Origin of the sequence: Sphingobium sp. YR768, assembly GCF_900111125.1 — a bacterium.
Taxonomy (GTDB): Bacteria; Pseudomonadota; Alphaproteobacteria; order Sphingomonadales; family Sphingomonadaceae; genus Sphingobium.
Genome location: NZ_FOGE01000011.1, coordinates 113,675 through 133,813, shown reverse-complemented (window position 1 = coordinate 133,813; position 20,139 = coordinate 113,675). Strand labels below are relative to the sequence as shown.

At 64.6% G+C, this 20,139-nt stretch carries 23 protein-coding genes; 12 read left to right on the top strand and 11 right to left on the bottom strand.

Translation table 11 applies throughout. From position 1 onward, the window contains the following. Positions 1–25 precede the first annotated feature (25 nt). From BMX92_RS14075 to BMX92_RS14065, 3 genes are read left to right on the top strand one after another with little or no spacing between them, the layout of a single operon-like run. Positions 26–1,165: a cobalamin-independent methionine synthase II family protein gene (locus BMX92_RS14075; RefSeq protein ID WP_093017590.1), complete on the top strand. Its 1,140-nt coding sequence runs from the start codon at positions 26–28 to the stop codon at positions 1,163–1,165. Further along, on the top strand, positions 1,162–1,551 hold the full coding sequence (locus tag BMX92_RS14070; RefSeq protein ID WP_177185050.1) for a nuclear transport factor 2 family protein: 390 nt from the start codon (positions 1,162–1,164) through the stop codon (positions 1,549–1,551). The genes BMX92_RS14075 and BMX92_RS14070 overlap by 4 nt, the downstream gene beginning before the upstream one ends. 15 nt (positions 1,552–1,566) lie before the next feature. Continuing rightward, positions 1,567–2,328, top strand: coding sequence for an IclR family transcriptional regulator (locus BMX92_RS14065; RefSeq protein WP_093017510.1), 762 nt, complete (start codon positions 1,567–1,569; stop codon positions 2,326–2,328). 303 nt (positions 2,329–2,631) lie between these two features. On the opposite strand, the gene BMX92_RS14060 is transcribed toward BMX92_RS14065, so the two are convergent. The 4 genes from BMX92_RS14060 to BMX92_RS14045 all read right to left on the bottom strand — a co-directional run bounded on the left by BMX92_RS14060 (position 2,632) and on the right by BMX92_RS14045 (position 5,930). Further along, complete coding sequence (locus tag BMX92_RS14060) at positions 2,632–3,111, bottom strand: RES family NAD+ phosphorylase (protein ID WP_177185049.1); 480 nt, start codon at positions 3,109–3,111, stop codon at positions 2,632–2,634. Beyond that, a complete protein-coding gene (locus BMX92_RS14055) occupies positions 3,108–3,542 on the bottom strand; it encodes an antitoxin Xre/MbcA/ParS toxin-binding domain-containing protein (protein ID WP_093017508.1) in 435 nt (144 codons plus the stop codon). The genes BMX92_RS14060 and BMX92_RS14055 overlap by 4 nt, the downstream gene beginning before the upstream one ends. Positions 3,543–3,767: 225 nt before the next feature. Continuing rightward, positions 3,768–5,168: a syringate O-demethylase gene (locus BMX92_RS14050; protein ID WP_093017506.1), complete on the bottom strand. Its 1,401-nt coding sequence runs from the start codon at positions 5,166–5,168 to the stop codon at positions 3,768–3,770. Further along, positions 5,169–5,930 (bottom strand): alpha/beta fold hydrolase, encoded by a 762-nt coding sequence (locus BMX92_RS14045; RefSeq protein WP_093017504.1) that lies wholly within the window; start codon positions 5,928–5,930, stop codon positions 5,169–5,171. 119 nt (positions 5,931–6,049) lie between these two features. On the opposite strand from BMX92_RS14045, the gene BMX92_RS14040 reads away from it, so the two are divergent. Genes BMX92_RS14040 through BMX92_RS14025 form a run of 4 tightly spaced genes read left to right on the top strand, consistent with a single transcriptional unit; the run spans position 6,050 to position 9,016 of the window. After that, a complete protein-coding gene (locus BMX92_RS14040) occupies positions 6,050–6,919 on the top strand; it encodes a methylenetetrahydrofolate reductase (RefSeq protein WP_093017502.1) in 870 nt (289 codons plus the stop codon). A gap of 28 nt (positions 6,920–6,947) precedes the next feature. Then, complete coding sequence (gene purU, locus BMX92_RS14035; protein WP_093017500.1) at positions 6,948–7,802, top strand: formyltetrahydrofolate deformylase; 855 nt, start codon at positions 6,948–6,950, stop codon at positions 7,800–7,802. Further along, complete coding sequence (locus tag BMX92_RS14030; protein WP_177185048.1) at positions 7,771–8,670, top strand: bifunctional 5,10-methylenetetrahydrofolate dehydrogenase/5,10-methenyltetrahydrofolate cyclohydrolase; 900 nt, start codon at positions 7,771–7,773, stop codon at positions 8,668–8,670. Before purU ends, BMX92_RS14030 begins: the two co-directional genes overlap by 32 nt. Next, a complete protein-coding gene (locus tag BMX92_RS14025) occupies positions 8,663–9,016 on the top strand; it encodes a dihydroneopterin aldolase (RefSeq protein WP_093017496.1) in 354 nt (117 codons plus the stop codon). The genes BMX92_RS14030 and BMX92_RS14025 overlap by 8 nt, the downstream gene beginning before the upstream one ends. Before the next feature lie 41 nt (positions 9,017–9,057). On the opposite strand, the gene BMX92_RS14020 is transcribed toward BMX92_RS14025, so the two are convergent. Next, entirely contained in the window at positions 9,058–10,389 is a 1,332-nt protein-coding gene (locus tag BMX92_RS14020) for an MFS transporter (RefSeq protein WP_093017494.1), read from the bottom strand. 188 nt (positions 10,390–10,577) lie between these two features. Between BMX92_RS14020 and BMX92_RS14015 the strand changes: the two genes are divergently transcribed. After that, positions 10,578–11,768 (top strand): multidrug effflux MFS transporter, encoded by a 1,191-nt coding sequence (locus BMX92_RS14015; RefSeq protein ID WP_256213433.1) that lies wholly within the window; start codon positions 10,578–10,580, stop codon positions 11,766–11,768. Here the strand turns inward: BMX92_RS14015 and BMX92_RS14010 are convergent. From BMX92_RS14010 to BMX92_RS14000, 3 genes are read right to left on the bottom strand one after another with little or no spacing between them, the layout of a single operon-like run. After that, entirely contained in the window at positions 11,765–12,160 is a 396-nt protein-coding gene (locus BMX92_RS14010) for a ketosteroid isomerase-related protein (RefSeq protein ID WP_093017490.1), read from the bottom strand. The genes BMX92_RS14015 and BMX92_RS14010 overlap by 4 nt on opposite strands. After that, entirely contained in the window at positions 12,157–13,011 is an 855-nt protein-coding gene (gene fghA / locus BMX92_RS14005; RefSeq protein ID WP_093017488.1) for an S-formylglutathione hydrolase, read from the bottom strand. The genes BMX92_RS14010 and fghA overlap by 4 nt, the downstream gene beginning before the upstream one ends. Next, entirely contained in the window at positions 13,011–14,123 is a 1,113-nt protein-coding gene (locus BMX92_RS14000; RefSeq protein WP_093017486.1) for an S-(hydroxymethyl)glutathione dehydrogenase/class III alcohol dehydrogenase, read from the bottom strand. The genes fghA and BMX92_RS14000 overlap by 1 nt, the downstream gene beginning before the upstream one ends. A 164-nt stretch (positions 14,124–14,287) precedes the next feature. Here BMX92_RS14000 and BMX92_RS13995 point away from each other — a divergent pair, with 164 nt between their 5' ends. Next, positions 14,288–15,175, top strand: a complete 888-nt coding sequence (locus tag BMX92_RS13995) for a LysR family transcriptional regulator (RefSeq protein ID WP_093017484.1) — start codon at positions 14,288–14,290, stop codon at positions 15,173–15,175. Here the strand turns inward: BMX92_RS13995 and BMX92_RS13990 are convergent. Beyond that, the gene (locus BMX92_RS13990; protein WP_093017482.1) at positions 15,172–15,717 is read right to left on the bottom strand and encodes a MarR family winged helix-turn-helix transcriptional regulator; all 546 of its coding nucleotides are present in this window, start codon (positions 15,715–15,717) and stop codon (positions 15,172–15,174) included. The two genes, BMX92_RS13995 and BMX92_RS13990, sit on opposite strands and share 4 nt — an antisense overlap. 10 nt (positions 15,718–15,727) lie before the next feature. After that, entirely contained in the window at positions 15,728–16,129 is a 402-nt protein-coding gene (locus tag BMX92_RS13985) for a nuclear transport factor 2 family protein (RefSeq protein ID WP_093017480.1), read from the bottom strand. A gap of 100 nt (positions 16,130–16,229) precedes the next feature. On the opposite strand from BMX92_RS13985, the gene BMX92_RS13980 reads away from it, so the two are divergent. Genes BMX92_RS13980 through BMX92_RS13970 form a run of 3 tightly spaced genes read left to right on the top strand, consistent with a single transcriptional unit; the run spans position 16,230 to position 17,900 of the window. After that, positions 16,230–16,619, top strand: coding sequence for a nuclear transport factor 2 family protein (locus BMX92_RS13980; RefSeq protein ID WP_093017584.1), 390 nt, complete (start codon positions 16,230–16,232; stop codon positions 16,617–16,619). A gap of 14 nt (positions 16,620–16,633) precedes the next feature. Beyond that, a complete protein-coding gene (locus tag BMX92_RS13975; protein WP_093017478.1) occupies positions 16,634–17,383 on the top strand; it encodes an SDR family oxidoreductase in 750 nt (249 codons plus the stop codon). Between the two features lie 13 nt (positions 17,384–17,396). After that, positions 17,397–17,900: a DUF3237 domain-containing protein gene (locus BMX92_RS13970; protein WP_093017476.1), complete on the top strand. Its 504-nt coding sequence runs from the start codon at positions 17,397–17,399 to the stop codon at positions 17,898–17,900. A gap of 92 nt (positions 17,901–17,992) precedes the next feature. Here the strand turns inward: BMX92_RS13970 and BMX92_RS13965 are convergent, their stop codons facing one another. Continuing rightward, positions 17,993–20,125: an acetate--CoA ligase family protein gene (locus BMX92_RS13965; protein ID WP_093017582.1), complete on the bottom strand. Its 2,133-nt coding sequence runs from the start codon at positions 20,123–20,125 to the stop codon at positions 17,993–17,995. Positions 20,126–20,139 lie beyond the last annotated feature (14 nt).

The window sequence follows — 20,139 nt, the reverse complement described above, 5'->3', positions numbered from 1 at the left end:
CCGCTATCAGGAGAAGGATCACCCCATGCCCATCGCCACCACCCATGTCGGCAGCCTGCCGCGCGGGGACGCTCTGACGCCCCTGCTGCTCGCGCGGGACAAGGGCGAAGCCTATGACGCCGTTGCCTTCGACGCCGCGGTGCAGAGCGCCGTCACCGATGCGGTGGCGAAGCAGCGGGAAGCCGGGGTCGACATCGTCAGCGACGGCGAATTGGGCAAGGTCGGCTATTCCACCTATATGATCGAGCGGCTGTCGGGCTTTGGCGGGCATATCGACCGCAAGCCCGCCGCCGACCTCGCCCCGCTGCCCGAACTGCGACAGAAGCTGGCGGCGATCATGGGCAGCCAGGAGTTCACCCGCGCCTCCTGCATCGGGCCGGTGAAGCTGGTGACGCTCGATCCGCTGCATGAGGATATTGCCCGGTTCAAGGCGGCGCTGGCGGCGGGCAAGGATAGCGGCCGGGCCTTCATGAATGCCGCTTCGCCGGGCCTGATCACCGCCTTTCAGGTGAACCGCCATTATCCCAGCCATGAAGCCTATCTGGCCGATCTGGTCGATGCGATGCGGGAGGAATATGAGACGATCGTGGCGGCGGGATTCGACCTGCAACTCGATTGCCCGGACCTCGCCATGTCGCGCCACACCGGCTATCAGGAGGCGAGCGAAGAGGAATTCCTGAAGATCGCGGCCGCCAATGTCGAGGCGCTGAACGCCGCCACCGCCAATATCCCGGCGGACCGGATGCGCATGCATATCTGCTGGGGCAATTATGAAGGGCCGCACGATCATGACATTCCGCTGGAACGGGTGATCGACATCATCCTGCGCGCGCGCCCGGCGACCGTGCTGTTCGAAGGGGCCAATCCCTGCCATGAGCATGAATGGACGGTCTGGCGCGATGCGGCCGATCGCGGCGTGCTGCCCGGCGACAAGATATTGGCGCCCGGCCTGATCGACACCTGCTCCAACTATGTCGAGCATCCCGAATTGATCGCCCAGCGGATCGAGCGCTTTGCCGGGATCGTCGGCAAGGACCGGGTGATCGCCAGCACCGATTGCGGATTTGGCACTTTCGCGGGCTATGGGAAGATCGACCCGGCCGTGACCTGGAAGAAGCTGCGGTCGCTGCGCGCGGGCGCCGATATTGCGGATGCGCGGCTATGACGGCGGACGAACGTCGCGCGATCGAGCAGGATTGCGCCCGGCTGGTGGCGCTCTACGCCAATCTCAACGATGCCGCGCGCTGGGAGGATGTCGCCGCGCTCTATGCCGAAGATGGGCGGATGGCCCGGCCCACCGCGCCCGATGACTGGATTGTCGGGCGGGACGCGATCCTGACCGCTTTCCGCAGTCGCCCGGCGCGCGCCACCCGCCATGTCTGTTCCAATATCGTGATCGATGTGCTGGACGAAAGCCATGCCAGCGGCGAAAGCGCGATGTTGTTGTTCACGGGCGATGGAGCGCCTAAAGTCGGCAGCTTTCACGACCGTTTCGTGCGGGTACAGGGGGAATGGCGCTTTGCCGAAAGGCGGGGCAGCCTGACATTTTAAAGGGGTAAGCCGCACATGAATGGCTCCACGCCGTCCACCGTCAAATCGGCGATGCGTACTATCGACATCATCGAATATGTCGTCGCGCGCCCGACCGGCGTGGTGGCGCAGGAAATCGCGGCGGGGCTGGCGATACCGGTCAGCAGCCTGTCCTATCTGCTGGCGACGCTGGTGGAGCGGGACTATCTGGCGCGGGACGGGCGGCGATATCTGCCCGGCGGCGCGCTGGAGCGGCTGGCCTCGCCACGCATCGGCCTGTCGCTGGCGGACAAGGTGCGGCCGCTGGTCAAGTCGCTGCGGTTGCAGCTCAACGAGACGGCCTCCTTCTTCGTGCGCGACGGCTGGCAACTGGAGGCGATCGTCACCGAGACGGCGGAACAGTCGCTGCGCTATTCGATCAGCGTCGGCACGCGCAGCCCGATCCATTGTCTGGCGGCGGGCAAGGCCTTGCTCGCCGCGCTGCCCGACACCGAACTGGACGGCTATTTCACGCAGGCCGCCCTGCCCGCCTTCACGCCCAGCAGCATCACCGACACGGAACGGCTGCGCGCCGAACTGACGGAAGTGCGCGCCACCGGGATCGGCCGCACCCGCGAGGAATATACGCCAGGCATTTGCGGGCTGGGCATGGCGGTGATGGCAGGCGACATCGCGATCGGCGCCTTTGCCGTCGCCATCCCGCTGCCGCGTTTCAGCGCGGAACTGGAGGCGCGTGCGATCGCCAGACTGGCGCAGGCGGTGGCGCTGTTCACGGCGGCGGAGGGGCCTGTGGATTGAGGGGGTAACGGATTTTGGGTGTTAGGAGGCTGTCCGCTTTCCTTAGCCCTCTCCCGTTTTTCACGGGAGAGGGTTGGGTGAGGGTCTTTCTTCTCGCTGGCGGCAAGCTACTGCCCAGAAAGAAGAAAGACCCTCACCGACTGCGACTAGGCAGCAAGCTGCCAAGTCTCCGTTGCCTCTCCCGCGAAAGCGGGAGAGGGTGAAAGGGATGACTGAAATTGCCTGCTATTGGCCGCTTCTCCCTCCCTTCACGCTAAATTTGTTCCAGCATCCAACACCCCCGAGAGCCATTGCTCAGCCCCCTCACCCATAAAGCCGTTCGTCCCACCAGACCGGTTCCGGCAGGTCGTGGTTTATCCCGGCCGCGTCCGGATGCTGCGGATTGATGAGGATGTTGCGCTCGACCCGCGCGGGGATGGAGGGGACGAGCAGGATGGCGCTGCGGCGTTCGCGATACCATTGCAGGCCGAAGGCCTTGCACAGGCTTTCATCCTTGCCGTCCCAGCCGGGATGGGCGGCGGGTTGGAAGATTTCGTAGCTTGTGCCGTTGGGGATGGTGATGCGGATATAATGCTGGTTGGGCGGCAGCACGCTGCCCGCATGGACCAGCTTTTCCAGCATCGCGGTCGAATAATGTTCCGATGTGTAGAGGATCGGGCAGGCGGGCGTGTTCCATCGGCCGGGATAGAGGCGCGCGCCTTCGCTGTCGTAGATCGGGTGGACGCCGTCGGGGTCGCCGATGCGATAGGCGGTCAGCACCCGATCGGTAACGCCACCCTTCACACGCCCCCGCCATAGGCCGCGCGACCGAGCAGGTTGATGACCAGATCGGCGCCGGGGCTGGTGGCGAGCGCCACGTCGAGCGGGGCCTTGCCGTCCAGCATGGGGTGCGGGCGGCTCAGAAATTCGCGGGCGCGCTCCGGCTCCTGATAGATGTCGAGCGCGAAGCTGAACACCTTGGCAAGGCGTGCGAGCCGGTCGCCCTCCTCGCTGGTCAGGCGTTTGGAGGGAGACTTTCGGCGGCGCTCCAGTGTCGCCTTGGGGATCAGGCGGAATTTGAAGCGCGCGTCACCGGGCGCAACCGTGTCGGCCAGATGATCGAGCGCGGCGACGGGCAGGCCGCTTTCGATCGAGGCCGGAAGCGCAAGGCGCGAGGCGTGGAGGCCGGCCTTTACGCCGAGCAGCGCTTCGATCGAATAGGGTTGGGTGGCCATATGCGCTCCTGCCTCAGTTGGGGTTCATATAGGCCTCATATGAGGTTGGGGCAAGAGGCGCGGATGATTGCCTCATTCAGGACAGACATAAGCGGAGTGGGCCTCCTTCGGAGGCACCCACCCCCGGCCCCTCCCTGAAAGGGAGGGGAGGAGGAAGGCCAACGAAAACGGGGGACGCCTTTCGGCATCCCCCGCTCCAACCCCGCTCGGGTATTCGTAGACCGATTATGCGGCCTTGGTGCGCCAGCCGTCGGCATAATTGTCGCGCGCGGCTTCCGAATAGGGGACCGAGGATACGATCGCCTTGATTTCGGTCTGGACGTGCGGTTCGACGGTCGGCTTGGACGTACCGCCATTGGGTTCACCCCAGAGCAGCGTCACTTCGGTGCCGGGTGCGGCGAACTCGGCGTCGACCATCGCCAACGCCAGGAAGCGGCCGGCGTTGATGGTGTAACCGATCCAGGTCGACAGGCCGACGGTCTTGCCGTCCTTCAGCACTGCGTCATAGGGGTGCATGCAATAGACGGCGCTGGGGAATTCCAGGAACTTCGCCTTGTCGCCGGTCTGGAGCATCGAGCTCATGACGCGGACGATATCCTCATTGTCCAGGGCCAGCGTCACCTTCTGGCGGTGCGGCTGATCCTTGATCTTTTCCAGCGCTTCGCGTCCGACGAATTCATGGTCGAACTTGACCATGATGCCATAGCCCAGCTCCCACGGGTTCAGGTAATAATCCTCGATCTTGTCGGAGACGAAGCTGCCGCCGAGCGAGCATTTGCCTTCATAGCTGTTCTCACCGATCCATTCGCGGAAGCCCTTCGAGCCTTCGCCGGTGTAGGTGGCGGGCAGCGGGGAAGGAATCCAGCCCGATTCCAGCGTGTTCGACGAATAGGTACGGCCGCCACACAGGGTCAGGCCATAATCCTTGCCCGCTTCGATCAGCGCGTTGCGGACGGTGTCATAATCCTTCCACGGGCCGAACAGCTCATAGCCCGGCTGGCCGGCCATGCCGTGACGCAGCGCGCGCACTTCGACGCCGGCGATGGTGATCGGCGCCATGTGGAAGAATTTCAGGTCCGGCGGGGTCTGGCCCATCGCCTTTTCCAGCACCGGCATGGCGTTCGGGCCCTGGAGCTGGAAGCGATAATTGCGGCGATAGCCCTGCTGGTCGAGCGGGCGGGCGATGGTGCGTTCGTCGCGTTCCACCTTCACGTCCCACTTGCCGGTCGAGGCCCAATATTCGACCCATTCGATCGAGGGTGCGCGGCCGACCAGTTCGAACTTTTCTTCTTCCAGATAGAAGAGGATGACGTCGCCGATCACATAGCCTTCGGGGGTGACGGGCGCGAACTGCTTGGCGCGGTTCGGCACGAAGCCCTTGAAGCTGTTGGGGGCGAGATAGGCGAGCATATCGAACGCGCCGGGGCCGGTGACGAGCAGGTCGACCATGTGGAAGCTCTGGTTGAACAGGACCGAGCTTTCCGCCCAGCTGCGCTGTTCGTCACGCCAGTTGCTATATTCGCCCGGCACGCCCGGATAGGCGTTGGGGCCGACCTGCTGGTTACGCAGGAATTCCACGATGTCGCCCTTTTCATCGAGCAGCTGTTGCAGGGTCTTGTCGGTCATTCAAACCTCTCCTTCGACTTGATATTGGACATGTATCGGGGCGGGTTGGCCAAGCCATTCCCGGACGATCTGGTTAAAGGCCTGCGGCGATTCCGCGGGCATCATATGGCCGGCATGCTCGACCACCCGCAGCCGGGCATCGGGAATCGCGGCGGCAATCGCTTCATGCTGGCCGACCGGGGACCATTGGTCCTGGCGACCGACAGCGACAAGCGTCGGGCAGGCGATGGTCGGCAACAGCCCATCCACCACCGGGCGATGGAGCAGCGCCTCGATCTGCGCTTCGAACGTCGAAATGCCCGCCGAAACGGCCATGGCATATAGCCGGTCCATCAGCGCTTCATCGCGCAGGCCGGCAAAGCCCATCATCGGCGGCAGCCACTCCGTAACCAGCGCGGCCATGCCCTGCACCCGGCCCAGATCGCGCAGCCGATAGCGGCCGTCCTGCTCGCCGGGCTTGACCGGATGGATGCCGGTATCGACCAGCGCCAGCCGCTCGACCCGTTCCGGCGCCTTGCGGATGACTTCCAGCGCGACGCGCGCGCCCATGGAGTGGCCGAGCAAGGCGCAGCGTTCAGGCATCTGGGCAAGGGCATAGTCCGCCATCGCCTCGATCCGGTCGGCGCCGCCATAAAAGCCATCGATCACCATGCTGTCGGGAATGGCCGCCAGCGTCTCACCGAACATGCGCGAATCGCAGATCAGCCCCGGAAGGATGACCAGCGGCGTCATTGCGCCCTTCTCCGATGATTTCGCACTCATGAATATTTCATCTATACGAATCTTTGCGGATGGCCTAGAGGGAAAATGCGCCGGGGATACAAAGAGCGCAACGCGATGCGCCAGCCTGCCCCCGGAACCAGTCCTATCGGGAGAGAATCATGAGCCTGCCGTCGATCCATCCGAACTGGGATTTGCCGCCGAAGGGCATGACCGACGGCTATTCTCTGGAAATGACCGCCAAGGATATGGAGGCGCTGGTCGAAGCCGCGCCCGCGATGGCGGCGGAAACGCCGGTCGCCGTCACCTTCCTGCCCGGCGAGTCGCTGGAGGCGCGGATTGCCGCGACGAAGGCGGTGCGCGATCTGGGCTTTGAACCGATGCCGCATTTTTCCGCGCGCCGGCTGGAGTCGGGCGATGATTTCGAGAGCTATCTGGCGGCCGTCGTGCGCGAAGCGGGGGTGCGCCGCTGCTTCGTCATCGCCGGCGACCCGGCCGAGGCGGCCGGCCCCTATAGCGACAGCATGGCGCTGATCCGCACTGGCGCGTTCGAGCGGGCCGGGATCAAGGCGATCGGCATTGGCGGCCATCCCGAAGGCCATCCCAATATGAGCCGCGAACAGACGTTCGAGGTGCTGATCGACAAATGCGCCGAAATTGCCAGTCGCAACATGGCGCCGCTGATCGTCACCCAGTTCGGGTTCGACGCCGCGCCAATCCTGCAATGGCTGGTCGAACTGCGCGCGCGCGGAATCGATGCGCCGGTGCGGATCGGCGTGCCCGGCCCGGCGGGCATCAAGACGCTGATGCGCTTTGCCGCGCGCTGCGGCGTGGGTGCATCGACGTCGGTGCTCGCCAAATATGGCATTTCGATCACCAAGCTCATCGGCACCGCCGGCCCGGACAAGCTGGTCGACGCGCTGGGTCAGGCGCTTGGCCCCCAGCATGGCAAGGTGCGGCTGCATTTCTATCCGTTCGGCGGCCTGACCCGCACGGTCGAATGGATCAATGATTATACGGCCCGCCCCTGAGCGCGCCGATCAGTGGAGAGAGACGAACGTGACCGAAATCTGCACCCTCACCCTGCAATGCGACGACCGGCCGGGGCTGGTCGCCGATGTCGCGACCTTCCTGACGCGGCAGGGCGGCAACATCACCGACGCGCAGCAATATAATGACAAGTTGACCGACCGCTTCTTCATGCGGGTCGAATTCGAGATCGGCGACGGCGATATCGCGGCGCTGGAGAGCGGCTTCACATCGCTGGCGCAGGAACGCGGCATGGACTGGACCCTGCGCCGCCGCAGCGAGCGGCAGAAGGTGTTGCTGCTGGTCAGCAAGTTCGACCATTGCCTGGGCGACCTTCTGTATCGCTGGCGCATCGGCGAGCTGGACATGGATGTGGTCGGCATCGTCAGCAACCATCCGCAGCATGTGCTGACGACGTCGCTGATGGGCGACCTGCCCTATCATCACCTGCCGATCACCAAGGACAGCAAGCCGCAGCAGGAAGCCCAGATCAAGGCGATCGTGGACCAGAGCGGCGCCGACCTGATCGTGCTGGCGCGCTATATGCAGATATTGAGCGACGATCTGGCCGGCTTCCTGTCCGGCCGGTGCATCAATATCCACCACAGCTTCCTACCCGGCTTCAAGGGGGCCAAACCCTATCATCAGGCGCATGAGCGCGGCGTGAAGATGATCGGCGCGACGGCCCATTATGTGACCGCCGACCTGGACGAGGGGCCGATCATCCATCAGGATGTCGAAGCGATCAACCATGCCGATACGCCCGACGATCTGGTGCGCAAGGGCCGCGATATCGAACGGCGCGTGCTGGCGACCGCCGTGCAGCATCATCTTCAGGGGCGGGTCTTCCAGAATGGCGCACGCACTGTCGTCTTCAAGGCCTGAGGCCGTGGCGCAAAGGATCGACGGGCGCGCGCTGGCGCGTGCCCTGTCGGCGGAGACGGCGGCGCGAGTGGCCGCCTTGCACGCCCGCACCGGCCATGCGCCCGCGCTGGCGGTGATATTGGTCGGCAGCGATCCCGCGAGCGAAGTCTATGTCGGGCGCAAGGTGGCGGAATGCGCCAAGGCCGGCATCCGGTCGGTCGAACATCGGCTGCCCGGCGATACGGTGCAGGCGACATTGATCGACCTGATCGACCGATTGAATGGCGACAGCGATATCGACGGTATATTGATCCAGCTGCCGCTGCCGCCGCAGATCGATGCCGCGCGCGTGCTGGACCGGATCGATCCGGCCAAGGATGTCGATGGCTTCCATCCGGTCAATGTCGGGCGGCTTTCCACCGGGACCGGCGGTCTCGTCCCCTGCACGCCGTTGGGCATCATGAAGCTGCTGGACAGCGTCGTGACGGATTATCGCGGGCTGGATGTCGTCGTGATCGGCAAATCCAATATCGTGGGCAAGCCGGTCGCCATGCTGTTGCTGGAGCGGGAGGCGACCGTGACCGTCACCCATATCGAAACGCGCGACCTGCCCGATATCGCACGCAAGGCCGATATCATCGTGGCCGCTGCCGGAGCGCCGCATCTGGTGCGCGGCTATTGGGTGAAGCCGGGCGCGATCGTGATCGATGTCGGCATCAGCCGGGTCGCCCAGCCGGACGGATCGACCCGGCTGACGGGCGATTGCGCCACCCATGAACTGGACCATGCACGGGCGGTGACGCCGGTGCCGGGCGGCGTGGGCCCGATGACTATCGCCTGCCTGCTGAGCAACACGATAACAGCCGCAGAGAGAGCCCGACATGACTGAAACAGGATGCACGACGATCGTGCGGGTCCGCGACCTGCCATTACTGGCCGATATCGGCATCAATCCCGACGAGATCGGGCGGCGACAGCCGCTGGTGATTTCGGTCGACCTGACGCTGGAGGCCGGGCGAATCGAGGGGATTGGCGAGACAGTGGATTATCGCCGCGTCGCACAGGCGGCCGAGGAACTGGCGCTGGTGCATATCCCGCTGATCGAGACTTTCGCCCAGCGGTTGGGCGACCGTTGCCTGGCCATGCCGGGCGTCATCCATGCGCGCATCAGCGTCGACAAGCCCTTCGCCATCACGCGCGGGCTGGCCGGGGTGGAAGTCTGCATGGGTCGATGAAGATCAGGGGCGTTCAGCCATCGTCGAGCGCCCCCTTTCTCTCAATCCTTTTCGTCCGCGACCTGCAACCGCGCGGTGATCAGCACCAGCGCGGCGAGGCCCGAACCCAGTGCCAACAGCAGGGACGTCACGCCCCTGCCCGCGCCGAAGGCCAGCAACTGCCCCGCCATGAACGGCCCCAAGGCTGCACCGCAGCGGCCGAAACCGATCACCGCGCCCGTGCCCGTCGCGCGCAACGTGGTGGGGTAGATATTGGCGATCAGCGCATAGAGGCCCACGACCGCGCCATTGGACAGGAAACCGAGCAGGAAGGCGGCGGACTGCAACAGGATGATGTCCGCAGGGACCGCACCGAAAGCGGCGACCGCGATGGTGGCGCCGACAAGACCGGTGATCACCAGCGGACGCAGGCCCAGACGCGGCGAGAGGAGGCCCAGCACCAGCCCGCCGGTCGCACCGCCCATGTTCATCACCACGGACACGATCGTCGCCTGTGACGGATCGAAGCCCAGCGCCACGACCAGCGAGGGCGTCCAGCCCAGCGCATAATAGAAAGTCATCATATGCAGGCCGTACATGGCGATCAGCGCGATCGTCGTGGCGCGATAGCGATCGGTGAAAAGGGTCGCCATCGCCGCCTTTGGCGCGTCGATGGTGGCGATGCGCGCAGCATGCGGTTGGCCCAGCCGCCCGAGGATGGCATTGATCCGCGCCAGCGCATCCGGCCCGCCGCGCGTCGCCAGCCAGCCGATCGATTCCGGCAGGAACAGCAGCACCAGCGGCACGATCGCCGCCGTGGCCGCCGCCCCGAACAGGAAGATCGATTCCCAGCCATGATGTTTGAGCAGTTGCGCCGCCGCCCAGCCGCCGACGATGCCCCCGACCGGATAGCCCGCCGCCATGATGCTGACGGCCAGATCGCGGCGCTTCCGGTTGGCGAACTCGGCCGACAGCGCGTTGATCGATGCCAGCACCGCACCAAGGCCAAGGCCGGTAAAGGCCCGCAACAGGCAGAGCAGCACGATATTGGGCGCGAAGGCCGAGGCGAACATGCCCAATATCATGATGGCGAGGCAGAGCAGCACCTGCGGTCGCCGGCCGATCCGGTCGGCCAGTTGGCCCAGGGTCAGCGATCCGATCACCATGCCGGCCAGCCCGGCCGATACGACCAGCCCGATCGCCCCCGGCCCGACATCCCATTGCCGCGCGATCCCCGGCGCGGCGAAAGTGACGGCCAATATGTCGAAGCCGTCGAGCGCGCTCAAAAGGAAGCAGATGGCGATCGCAAGGCATTGCGGCCAGCGCATCGGCCGGGCGGCGAGAATGGCACGCGGATCGTCCGCCGGCAGGGCAATGGTCTGGGTCGATGCCATGGCGGCGATCCTCTCCTGTTCGTTCTTGCGGCCAATACTGTATGCTTATGACACAGTTGTAAACCGGCGATGCGCGTCTTTCCGTCATGCCATCGCCGCCCGCATCCCGGCTTGTGCAATCGGCAGAATAAATATAACGATCGTTATTAATAAGGGGAGAGACATGGATGGCGGCGACCAAGGATAGGATGACCGGGGGGCAAGGGGAACCCAGTCTGGCATTGGGCATCGCCTTTGGCTTCCTGTCGTCACTGGGGCCGCTGGCGATCGATCTCTATCTACCCGCGATGCCGGGCATGGCGCGCAGCTTTGCAGTGGATACAGGCGGGATACAGCGCACCCTGTCCGCCTTCTTCCTGGGGCTGGCGCTGGCGCAGATACCGCTTGGGACGCTGGGGGATCGCTATGGGCGGCGGCGGCCTTTGCTCGGCGGGCTGACGCTGTTCATCCTCGGCTCGATCGCCTGTGCCGCGGCAACCAGTCTGGATCAGTTGATCCTCTGCCGCTTCCTTCAGGGTATGGGGGCCTGCGCAGGAACGTCGAGCGTGCGGGCGATGATCCGCGACCGGTTCAATGGCCATCGGGCGGCGAAGCTGATGGCCTTCACTTTCCTGATCATCGGCATTTCGCCGGTATTGGCGCCCTTGGCCGGCAGTGTCCTGCTCCAGATGATGTCATGGCGCGGGCTGTTCGCACTGCTGGCGGGCGGGGGCGGGATCGCGCTGCTGGCCGTCCTGCTCTTCCTGCCGGAGTCGCTGCCGCCCGAGCGGCGAATACCTCAGTTGCCGATGCTGGCCAGCTATCGCCAGTTGCTGACCAGTCCGGCCTTTCTTGGCTGGACCATGGTCGCGGGTCTGGGGACGACCATCCCCTTCGCCTTCGTGACCGCCGCGCCCTTTCTCTACACGCAGGGCTTTGGCCTGACCGCGCATCAGTATAGCCTGTTGCTGGCGCTCAATGCAGGGACGTCGATCGTCGCCACCCAATTTGCGCCGACGATGATGCGGCGGCTGGGCGCGCGGCGACTGGTGACGGTGGTCGCGTTGATCGCGATCGGGGCCTCGGCGTTGATGGCGCTGACAAGTGTCTCGCTCGCTGTCTCGATCGCCGCGTTCCAGCTTTATGCCATGCTGCTGTTCGCACTGGCCGGGCTGGTCCTGACCCCGGCGGCGATTTCCGCGCTGGATGCTGCTGCGGGCGGTGCGGGTGCGGCCGCCGGTTTGCTCGGCACGCTGCAACTGGCGATCACCGCGCTGGCGAGTGGCGCGGTGTCGCTGTTGCCGTCCATGGCGGTGCTGCCGCTGACCCTGCTGCTGGGCGGCAGTTTCACGCTGATGGCGCTGGTGATGCTGGCGCTGGGACGGCGGCAGGCGGGTTAGCCGACCTGCGCCAGCCAGTCGGCCAGATTATAATGGTTGCTGACCCGCGCGATGCGGCCGTCGACAATGTCGAAGAAGGCGCCGACGCGCAGCCGGTAGGTCTGGCCGCTGGCCGGCGGCAGATCGCCGTCGGTTTCCAGATAACGGCCCTCCAGCAGGAACTCCGCCGCACCGCGCGTACCGTCGGCGGAGGTCAGGAAGACCGGATCGATCACCTGCTCGCTATAGCAGCGGTTCATATGGGCGAGGAAATCGGCGAAGGCCGCCTTGCCCATGCGCACCGCGCCCTGCGAGGGTTCATGCATCACGTCGTCGGTCAGCAGATCCAGCATTGCGGCGGCGTCCCCGCGGTTGAAGGCGTCATAATAGCTTTGCAACAGGGCGTTGCTCATGCCTTGTCCCCTGCCTTCAGGCGATCGGCGTGCCAGCGCAGATGATCGGCCATGAAGGTCGAGATGAAATAATAGCTGTGATCATAGCCATCGCGCAGCGTGAGCGTCAGCGGGATACCGGCTGCCTCGCACGCGCTGCGCAGCAGGTCGGGGCGCAGTTCCTTTTCCAGGAAAGTGTCGGCCGCGCCCTGATCCACCAGCAGCGCCGGGACGCGCGCGCCATCTTCGATCAGCGCGACGGCGTCATGCTTGCGCCATGCCGCCTTGTCATCGCCCAGATAGCCGCCCAGCGCCTTCTGCCCCCAGGGCACCTGCGACGGTGCGACGATCGGCGCGAAGGCGGACACGGCCTTGAACCGATCTGGCAAGCGCAGGCCGATGGTCAGCGCGCCATGGCCGCCCATGGAGTGCCCCATGATCGACTGGCGATCCAAGTCGGCCATGGGGAATTGCGCGGCGATCAGCGCGGGCAATTCGTCCGTGACATAGGACCACATGCGGTAGTTGGCGGCGAAGGGTTCTTGCGTCGCATCGACATAGAAGCCTGCGCCGAGGCCGAAATCATAAGCGCCATCGGGATCGTCCGCAACGCCTTCGCCGCGCGGCGAGGTATCGGGCGCGACGAAGATCAGGCCCAATTCCGCGCAAAGCGCGCGAAACTCGCCCTTTTCGGTGACATTGGCATGGGTGCAGGTCAGGCCCGACAGATACCAGACCACCGGCATCTTCGCGCCCTCTTCATGCGGCGGAACATAGACGGAGAAGGTCATGTCCGTGCCGGTAGCGGCGGAGGCATGCCGGTACACGCCCTGCACGCCGCCAAAGGCGCGATTGGTGCTGACCGTCTCCATCAGAAAACGACGACCGAACGGATGCTCTTGCCCGCGTGCATCAGGTCGAAAGCGGTGTTGATCTCCTCCAGACCCATGACATGGGTGATCATGGGATCGATCTCGATCTTGCCGGTCATATACATGTCGACGATCTTGGGCACGTCGGTCCGGCCCTTCGCGCCGCCGAACGCCGTGCCGCGCCAGTTGCGGCCGGTGACGAGCTGGAACGGCCGCGTCTCGATGGTCTTGCCCGCTTCGGCCACGCCGATGATGATCGACGTGCCCCAGCCGCGATGGCAGGCTTCCAGCGCCGTGCGCATCACTTCGGTATTGCCGGTGGCGTCGAACGTATAGTCGGCGCCGCCGTCGGTCAGTTCGACGATCTTCGCGACGGTGTCCTCACGCGACAGGCCCTTCGAATTGAGGAAGTCGGTCATGCCGAACTTGCGGCCCCATTCCTCGCGATCGGGGTTGATGTCGACGCCGATGATCTTGTTCGCACCGGCAAGGCGTGCGCCCTGGATCACGTTGAGGCCGATGCCGCCAAGCCCAAAGATGACGACATTGTCGCCCACCTGCACCTTGGCCGTGTTGATGACCGCACCCACGCCCGTCGTCACGCCGCAGCCGATATAGCAGCTGGACTGAAACGGCGCGTCCTCGCGAATCTTGGCCAGCGCGATTTCGGGCAGGACGGTGAAGTTGGAGAAGGTGGAGCAGCCCATATAATGGTAGATCGGCTGGCCCCTGTAGCTGAAGCGGGTCGTGCCGTCGGGCATGAGCCCCTTGCCCTGCGTCGCGCGGATCGCGGTGCACAGGTTGGTCTTGCCGCTGAGGCAGCTTTTGCACTGGCGGCATTCGGGGGTGTAGAGCGGGATGACATGGTCGCCGGGCTTGACCGAGGTCACGCCCGCGCCGACTTCGCGCACGATGCCCGCGCCCTCATGGCCCAGCACCGACGGGAAGATGCCCTCGCTGTCGAAGCCGTCGAGCGTGTAGGCGTCGGTATGGCAGATGCCGGTCGCCATGATTTCCACCAGCACTTCGCCGGCCTTGGGACCTTCCAGATCCAGCTCGACGATTTCGAGGGGCTTCTTCGCTTCGAAGGCGACGGCGGCGCGGGTTTTCATGGGGCAACTCCGACAAGGACAAGAATGGTGGGATATGGCGGAAAGAGCCGCCCGGCCGCAAGACCGGGCGATCCTTCCCCCATCGTGCCCCCGCTCTAGCAATATCCCACTGGCGCGATAAGGAAGCATATGGGAAATTCATTATTACATTGACGGGATAATCCATGCGCCGCTGGGAAGGCATAGATGAATTTGTGGCGGTCGCGGCGGCCGGCAGTTTCAAGGCCGGGGCGGAGGCATTGGGCGTATCCACCACCCATATGAGCCGCGCCATCGCCGGGCTGGAGGCACGGGTGCAGGCACCCCTTTTCCATCGCACGACCCGCACGGTGCGGCTGACCGATACGGGACGGCTGTTCTTCGACCATTGCAGCCGCATCGTCGCCGAGCGGGACGAGGCGATCGCGATGATCAGCGAAGGCGGTGAGCCGCAGGGAGATATCCGCATCACCTGCTCGACGGCGATGGGCGAGCGGTTCATCGCGCCGATCGTGCAGCGTTACGCCGCGCAGCATGCGAAATTGCGGGTGACGATCGACCTGACCAACCGGGTCGTCGATCTGGTCGGCGAAGGCTATGACCTTGCCATCCGCACCGGGCAACTGGCGGAATCACGACTGATCGGCACGCGCATCGCGTCGCGCCGACTCTATAGCTGCGCCTCGCCCGACTATCTGGCGAAGCATGGCGTGCCGGTGAAGCCAGCGGACCTGGCGCAGCATGAATGTCTGGCCGGGACGACGCCGCTCTGGCGGTTCAGGCGTGGCGGGCGGGATGAAACGATCCGGCCCAAGGGGCGCTGGCGCTGCAACAGCGGCAGCGCGGTGACGGAAGCGGCGCTGGCGGGCATGGGCATATGCCAGCTGCCCGAATTCTATGTGCTGGCCCATCTGGCGTCGGGCGCGTTGCAGGAGGTGCTGGCCGATTTTCGTCCGGATGAGGAGCCGATCTGGGCCGTCTATCCCCAGCGCCGCCATCTGTTGCCCAAGATCAGCGGATTGCTGGACCTGTTGCGGCAGCAATTGCCGACCGCGCTGACGCCCTCGCCCTAATCGGCCTCGCCATCGGGCCGGGTGAATTCCAGGAAGCGGCTGTTGCCGTCCGCATCAGTCGATTCGAGCGTATCGACCAGAGTGTCGAGATACTGGTTGAGCGTTTCCACTTCCCTGGCTTTCAGGTCGGAGACGAGATAGGTTGAAACCTTGTCCGTCTGCGGGCGCATCAGGCGGTAGAGGCGCTGGCCTTCGTCAGTCAGGACCAATATCTTGCGGCGCTTGTTGGCGGGATCGCGCTCCACGGTGATGCGGCCATGTTTCTGGAGCGCGGCGACGGCGCGTGACACGCTCATCGGGTTGACGCCGGTCATTTCCGCCAGTTCGTGGCTGGCCGAATTGGGAAAACGGCCGAGCAGCATCAGCAGGCGAAACTCATTGAGGCTGATCTTGTAGCGATGCTCCAGATAGGTGGAGAAGGGCGCCATCAGCTTGTTCGCCAGCCGCAGGACGCGGTGCAGCGTATCGGCGGGGCTGGTTTCGGCCTGCGCCGATATCGTCTTGGGCGGGCTGCTGTTCGACATGGTCTTCCGATAGGGCATTTGCCGGCGCTCAAGTCAAGCCGACTATCGCGCAGCCCACGCTGGTAAATTTGCCGTCCGCCACATGATAATGAATATATTGGCGCATCTGCTGCACTTGCCCCTTGGCGATCGGCATGAACTGGTCGAGGCCCTGCGCGGCAAGTGTGGCCGCATCCAGATCCTGCGTGGCTTCGACCCGGATGATCCCTTCCAGCGCGACCAGTTCGTCGCTGGTGGCGAAGCGTTCGATCGTCAGCGTCTCGATGACATGGGCGTGCAGGAAGCCGTAGAAGCGCTTGAATGCTTCCCGCGTGCCAAGATCGACGCCGAAGAAACGGATGCTGGCGCCCGGCGCGTAGAAATCGAACACCGTGTCATAGTCGCGATCGTTGAAGGCCTGCGCATAGCGGTCATAATCGGCGCGATTCATGGCGCTTTCCTCTTCCTTGGCTCTTGTTCTTTTAATAACGATCGTTATCGTAACCGCAAAGCAAGGCTATGCGCCAGCGGAAAATATAAGGGAGAGGATGATGGCTTATACACCACAGGAGCAGCGCAATCTGGATCTGGTGCAGGCGATGTTCGACCATGTGCTGATACCCATGGATGGCGACGCGGCGGACCGGTTCATCGCGCCCGACTATATCCAGCATAATCAGTGGGTGGATACGGGGCTGGAACCGCTGAAGGCGTTCTTGCGCAAGGTGCGGGGCGAGAATCCGGAGGCGGTGCATGACATCAAGCGGCGCTTTGCCGATGGCGACCATGTGATCGTCCATTATCATGTCCGGCGGTTCGACGGCGATCCGGGTTTTGCGGTGATGGATATCTTCCGCATCGAAGGCGACATGATCGTCGAGCATTGGGACGTGGTGCAGGATGTGCCGACGGACAGCCCCAATCCCCACTCGCCCTTCTGAGCCGGAGAAAGAGCATGCGGTTCAAGGACAAGATCATATTGGTCGTCGGCGGCAATAGCGGCATTGGGCTTGCCAGCGCGCAAGCCTTTGCAGCGGAGGGCGGGATCGTGCGGCTGACCGGGCGGGATCAGGCGACGATCGACGCGGCGGTGGCGGGAATCGACGGCGCGCGCGGTTATAGCGCGGATATTGCCGATCTGGACGCGATGGAGGCGGTGATCGCCGATATCGCGGCGCAGGACGGGCGGATTGATACGCTGTTCGTCAATGCGGGCGTGGGTGGCTTCGCGCCGATCCGCGACCTGACGCCGGCCGATTGGGACCATGTCCATGGCGTCAATCTGCGCGGCTGCGTGTTCGCCATACAGAAGGCATTGCGGCTGATGGGTCGGGGCGGGTCGATCGTGGCGACGGGGTCGATCGGCGGCCATGCCTTCGTGCCCGGCAACACTGCCTATGCCGCGGCAAAGGGCGGGCTTTATGCGGCGCTGAAGGTGATTGCCGGCGAACTTGTTAGCGAGGGCATCCGCGTCAATCTGGTCAGTCCCGGCCCGATCGAGACGCCGCTGCTGCACCGCAATCCGGGTATGAGCGGGGCCGATGTGGACAATCTGCGGGAGGCGATGATCGCGGCCGTGCCGATGAAGCGCATGGGCCGGGCGGAGGAAGTCGCGCTTGCCGTTCTGTTTCTGGCTTCGGAGGAAGCCAGTTTTATCACCGCCGCCAATCTCTTTGTCGATGGCGGCACGTTGGAATTAGGGTGATTGGGGAGTTGGGATGATGGATATGTTTTCGACGCTGGATAATCCGCGACTGGAATTCGCGATGGAGGTGCGGCTGCAATTTCCGCGCGTGCAGATGATCGCCAACACCCCCTGGGGCGGCAACCGCAGCGCGGTCTATGTCGAGAGCGGCACGTTCGAGGGGCCGAAGATCAAGGGCAAGGCGGTGCCGGGGTCAGGCGGCGACTATGCCTATTTCCGGCCGGACGATGTGGCCGTGTTCGATGCGCGTTACATGCTGGAGGAGGAAGATGGGACGCTGATCCTGCTCAACAATCGCGGTTTCCTGTGGGGGCGAAAGCCGGACACGATGGCGCGCTTGCGCGACTGGGCCTTTGCCGACGGCGCGCCGGTGGAGCAGCAGGATTATTATCTGCGCGGCAATCCCAGCTTCGAATGTCCGGTCGGCAAGCATGACTGGCTGACCAAACATGTGTTCATCGGCGTGGGCGAGCGGCGATCGGACGGCAATGTGCTGCGCTATTACGCGCTGACTTGATTGCGAGCGGAGCGGGCCGAAGGCGGGCGAAGCCCAACTAATCCATTGGCGCACCATGGATTGCTTCGCTTCGCTCGCAATGACGGAGGTTGTTAGAGCGAAATCAGCGCATCCAGCGCGATGGCGCCCTGACCCTGCGGATAAACGATCACGGGGTTAAGATCGACTTCGCGGATCGCTGGGGTGGCAGCGACCATCTGGCCGAGGCGCTGGACGATGTCGGCGACCGCGCCGATGTCCATTGCCGGGGCGCCGCGGAAGCCGTCGAGCAACGGCGCCATGCGCAGGGTGCGGATCTGCGCGATGATCGCGTCGCGGGTCAGGTCAGGCGGGAGCAGGCAGACGTCGTGCAATAGTTCGGCCGCGACGCCGCCGAAGCCGACGAGGATGGTCGCCCCCCAATGCGGATCGTTGCGCGCGCCGACGATCAGTTCGACGCCCTTTGCCGCCATCCCCTCTACCAGCACGCCGTCCAGCAACAGGCCGGGGCGCGAGGCGGCCAGATTGGCCATCAGCCGATCCCATCCGGCCGCGACGGCATGCGCATCGGCGAGATTGATAATGACGCCGCCCGCATCGCTCTTGTGCGGCAATTCAGCCGATTGCGCCTTCAACACCACCGGATAGCCAAGGCGATCGGCGGCGGCGACGGCCTCGGCCGCGCTCTGCGCCAGTTCGAACGCAGGAAAGGCGATGCCCTGTGCGCCCATGATCGCTTTCGATCGATGTTCGGGGATAGTGCTGCCAACCTGCGACAGGCCATCGACCGCCTGGGCGTGGAGCGTGGCGACCGTTGCGTCGCGCTGACGATGCGCGGCGATGCGGGCGAGCGCGCGCAGTGTCCGTTCGGCCGTCGGAAGATAGGTCACGCTCGCCTGCCGCAGGGCGGTCAGGTCTTCGGCGAAAACACCGCCGCCTTCATCCACGCCACCGACGATGATCGGCTTGGCGGCGCCAATCTGCTTCAGTGCATCCAGCACGGCGCCGAACTTGATATGCGATGTGCCGGTGTCGGTCTGGATCAGCGTCAGCAATATGGTGCCGATCCGGTCGTCCTGCGCCAGCGCCGCGAGCGTGCGCCCATAGAGGCCCGGATCGACCAGTCCCTGCGCAGTGATGTCCATAGGATTCGTGACGGGCACGAAGTCGGGCAGCGCCGCGCGCAGGGCCGGACTGTCCGCATCGGTGAGTTTCGGCAGGTTGAGGTCGACCGTTTCGGCCAGGTCGAGCATCATCGCCTTGAACGCACCGGATTCGGCGATGACGCCGGTGCCGCCGATCCCGGCTTGTGGCGAACGAGTGAGGATTTCAACGACATCGCCCAGTTCCTCCAGCGAGTCGACCAGGATCACGCCGGCGCGCTGGACATGGACGGCCATGACCGCATGATCGCCCGCCATGGCGCCGGTATGGGTGGCCGCGCTGGCCGCGCCTGCCGCGCTGCGGCCGGGGTGCAGCAGCACCACCGACTTGCCGGCGGCACGGGCCGCACGAGCGGCCCCGAGGAAACGGGCAGGATCGCGAATATGTTCGGCGATCAGCGCAATGACGGCGGTGTCCTGCTGATCGACCAGATAGGCGAGATAATCCTCGATCCCGCTCGCCGCCTCATTGCCGGTGGAAATGTAGCAACTGAGCGGGACTTCGCGATGGATCATCGTGGTCGCCAGCACGGCGGCCATGGCGCCCGATTGCGAGACGATGCCGACGCGCTGATCGCCCTGTGCCTTCGCCTCCGGCATTTCGATGAAGGTCAGCGAGACATTGTCGCGGAAATTGACGAGGCCAAGGCAGTTCGGCCCTTCCACCACCATGCCGCTTTCACGGGCGATGCGGGCGATTTCCTGCTGATCGGCCAGACCCTGCGGCCCGTCCTCGGCAAAGCCGGCGGAGAAGATGACGGCGGCGCCGACGCCCTTGCGCGCGAGGCCCCGGATGCTGTCCAGAACGCCCATGCGCGGGATTGCGAGAACAGCGACGTCGACAGCTTCGGGCAAATCATCGACCGATGCAACACAGGGGCGACCGCCAATGTCGGCGCGCTTCGGATTGACCAGATGGATCGGCCCGTCAAAACCCTGCCGCAGCAGATTGGCCAAGACCGACGCTCCGAGCGAGCCGGGCTTGTCGGACGCGCCGACGATCGCGACCGACCGGGGCCGGAGCAGGCGATCGAGCGATGGCGCCGCTATGGTCCGCTGATCCAGGCAAAGCTCTTCCGTCACGCGCATCCCCTTCC

Excerpts from the sequence above, each read along its gene's own strand:
- BMX92_RS14075 (WP_093017590.1), top strand. The coding sequence starts at position 26 with ATGCCCATCGCCACCACCCATGTCGGCAGCCTGCCGCGCGGGGACGCT.
- BMX92_RS14070 (WP_177185050.1), top strand. The coding sequence starts at position 1,162 with ATGACGGCGGACGAACGTCGCGCGATCGAGCAGGATTGCGCCCGGCTG.
- BMX92_RS14065 (WP_093017510.1), top strand. The coding sequence starts at position 1,567 with ATGAATGGCTCCACGCCGTCCACCGTCAAATCGGCGATGCGTACTATC.
- BMX92_RS14055 (WP_093017508.1), bottom strand. The coding sequence starts at position 3,542 with ATGGCCACCCAACCCTATTCGATCGAAGCGCTGCTCGGCGTAAAGGCC.
- BMX92_RS14050 (WP_093017506.1), bottom strand. The coding sequence starts at position 5,168 with ATGACCGACAAGACCCTGCAACAGCTGCTCGATGAAAAGGGCGACATC.
- BMX92_RS14045 (WP_093017504.1), bottom strand. The coding sequence starts at position 5,930 with ATGAGTGCGAAATCATCGGAGAAGGGCGCAATGACGCCGCTGGTCATC.
- BMX92_RS14040 (WP_093017502.1), top strand. The coding sequence starts at position 6,050 with ATGAGCCTGCCGTCGATCCATCCGAACTGGGATTTGCCGCCGAAGGGC.
- BMX92_RS14030 (WP_177185048.1), top strand. The coding sequence starts at position 7,771 with ATGGCGCACGCACTGTCGTCTTCAAGGCCTGAGGCCGTGGCGCAAAGG.
- BMX92_RS14025 (WP_093017496.1), top strand. The coding sequence starts at position 8,663 with ATGACTGAAACAGGATGCACGACGATCGTGCGGGTCCGCGACCTGCCA.
- BMX92_RS14020 (WP_093017494.1), bottom strand. The coding sequence starts at position 10,389 with ATGGCATCGACCCAGACCATTGCCCTGCCGGCGGACGATCCGCGTGCC.
- BMX92_RS14015 (WP_256213433.1), top strand. The coding sequence starts at position 10,578 with ATGACCGGGGGGCAAGGGGAACCCAGTCTGGCATTGGGCATCGCCTTT.
- BMX92_RS14010 (WP_093017490.1), bottom strand. The coding sequence starts at position 12,160 with ATGAGCAACGCCCTGTTGCAAAGCTATTATGACGCCTTCAACCGCGGG.
- fghA (WP_093017488.1), bottom strand. The coding sequence starts at position 13,011 with ATGGAGACGGTCAGCACCAATCGCGCCTTTGGCGGCGTGCAGGGCGTG.
- BMX92_RS14000 (WP_093017486.1), bottom strand. The coding sequence starts at position 14,123 with ATGAAAACCCGCGCCGCCGTCGCCTTCGAAGCGAAGAAGCCCCTCGAA.
- BMX92_RS13995 (WP_093017484.1), top strand. The coding sequence starts at position 14,288 with ATGCGCCGCTGGGAAGGCATAGATGAATTTGTGGCGGTCGCGGCGGCC.
- BMX92_RS13990 (WP_093017482.1), bottom strand. The coding sequence starts at position 15,717 with ATGCCCTATCGGAAGACCATGTCGAACAGCAGCCCGCCCAAGACGATA.
- BMX92_RS13985 (WP_093017480.1), bottom strand. The coding sequence starts at position 16,129 with ATGAATCGCGCCGATTATGACCGCTATGCGCAGGCCTTCAACGATCGC.
- BMX92_RS13980 (WP_093017584.1), top strand. The coding sequence starts at position 16,230 with ATGGCTTATACACCACAGGAGCAGCGCAATCTGGATCTGGTGCAGGCG.
- BMX92_RS13975 (WP_093017478.1), top strand. The coding sequence starts at position 16,634 with ATGCGGTTCAAGGACAAGATCATATTGGTCGTCGGCGGCAATAGCGGC.
- BMX92_RS13970 (WP_093017476.1), top strand. The coding sequence starts at position 17,397 with ATGATGGATATGTTTTCGACGCTGGATAATCCGCGACTGGAATTCGCG.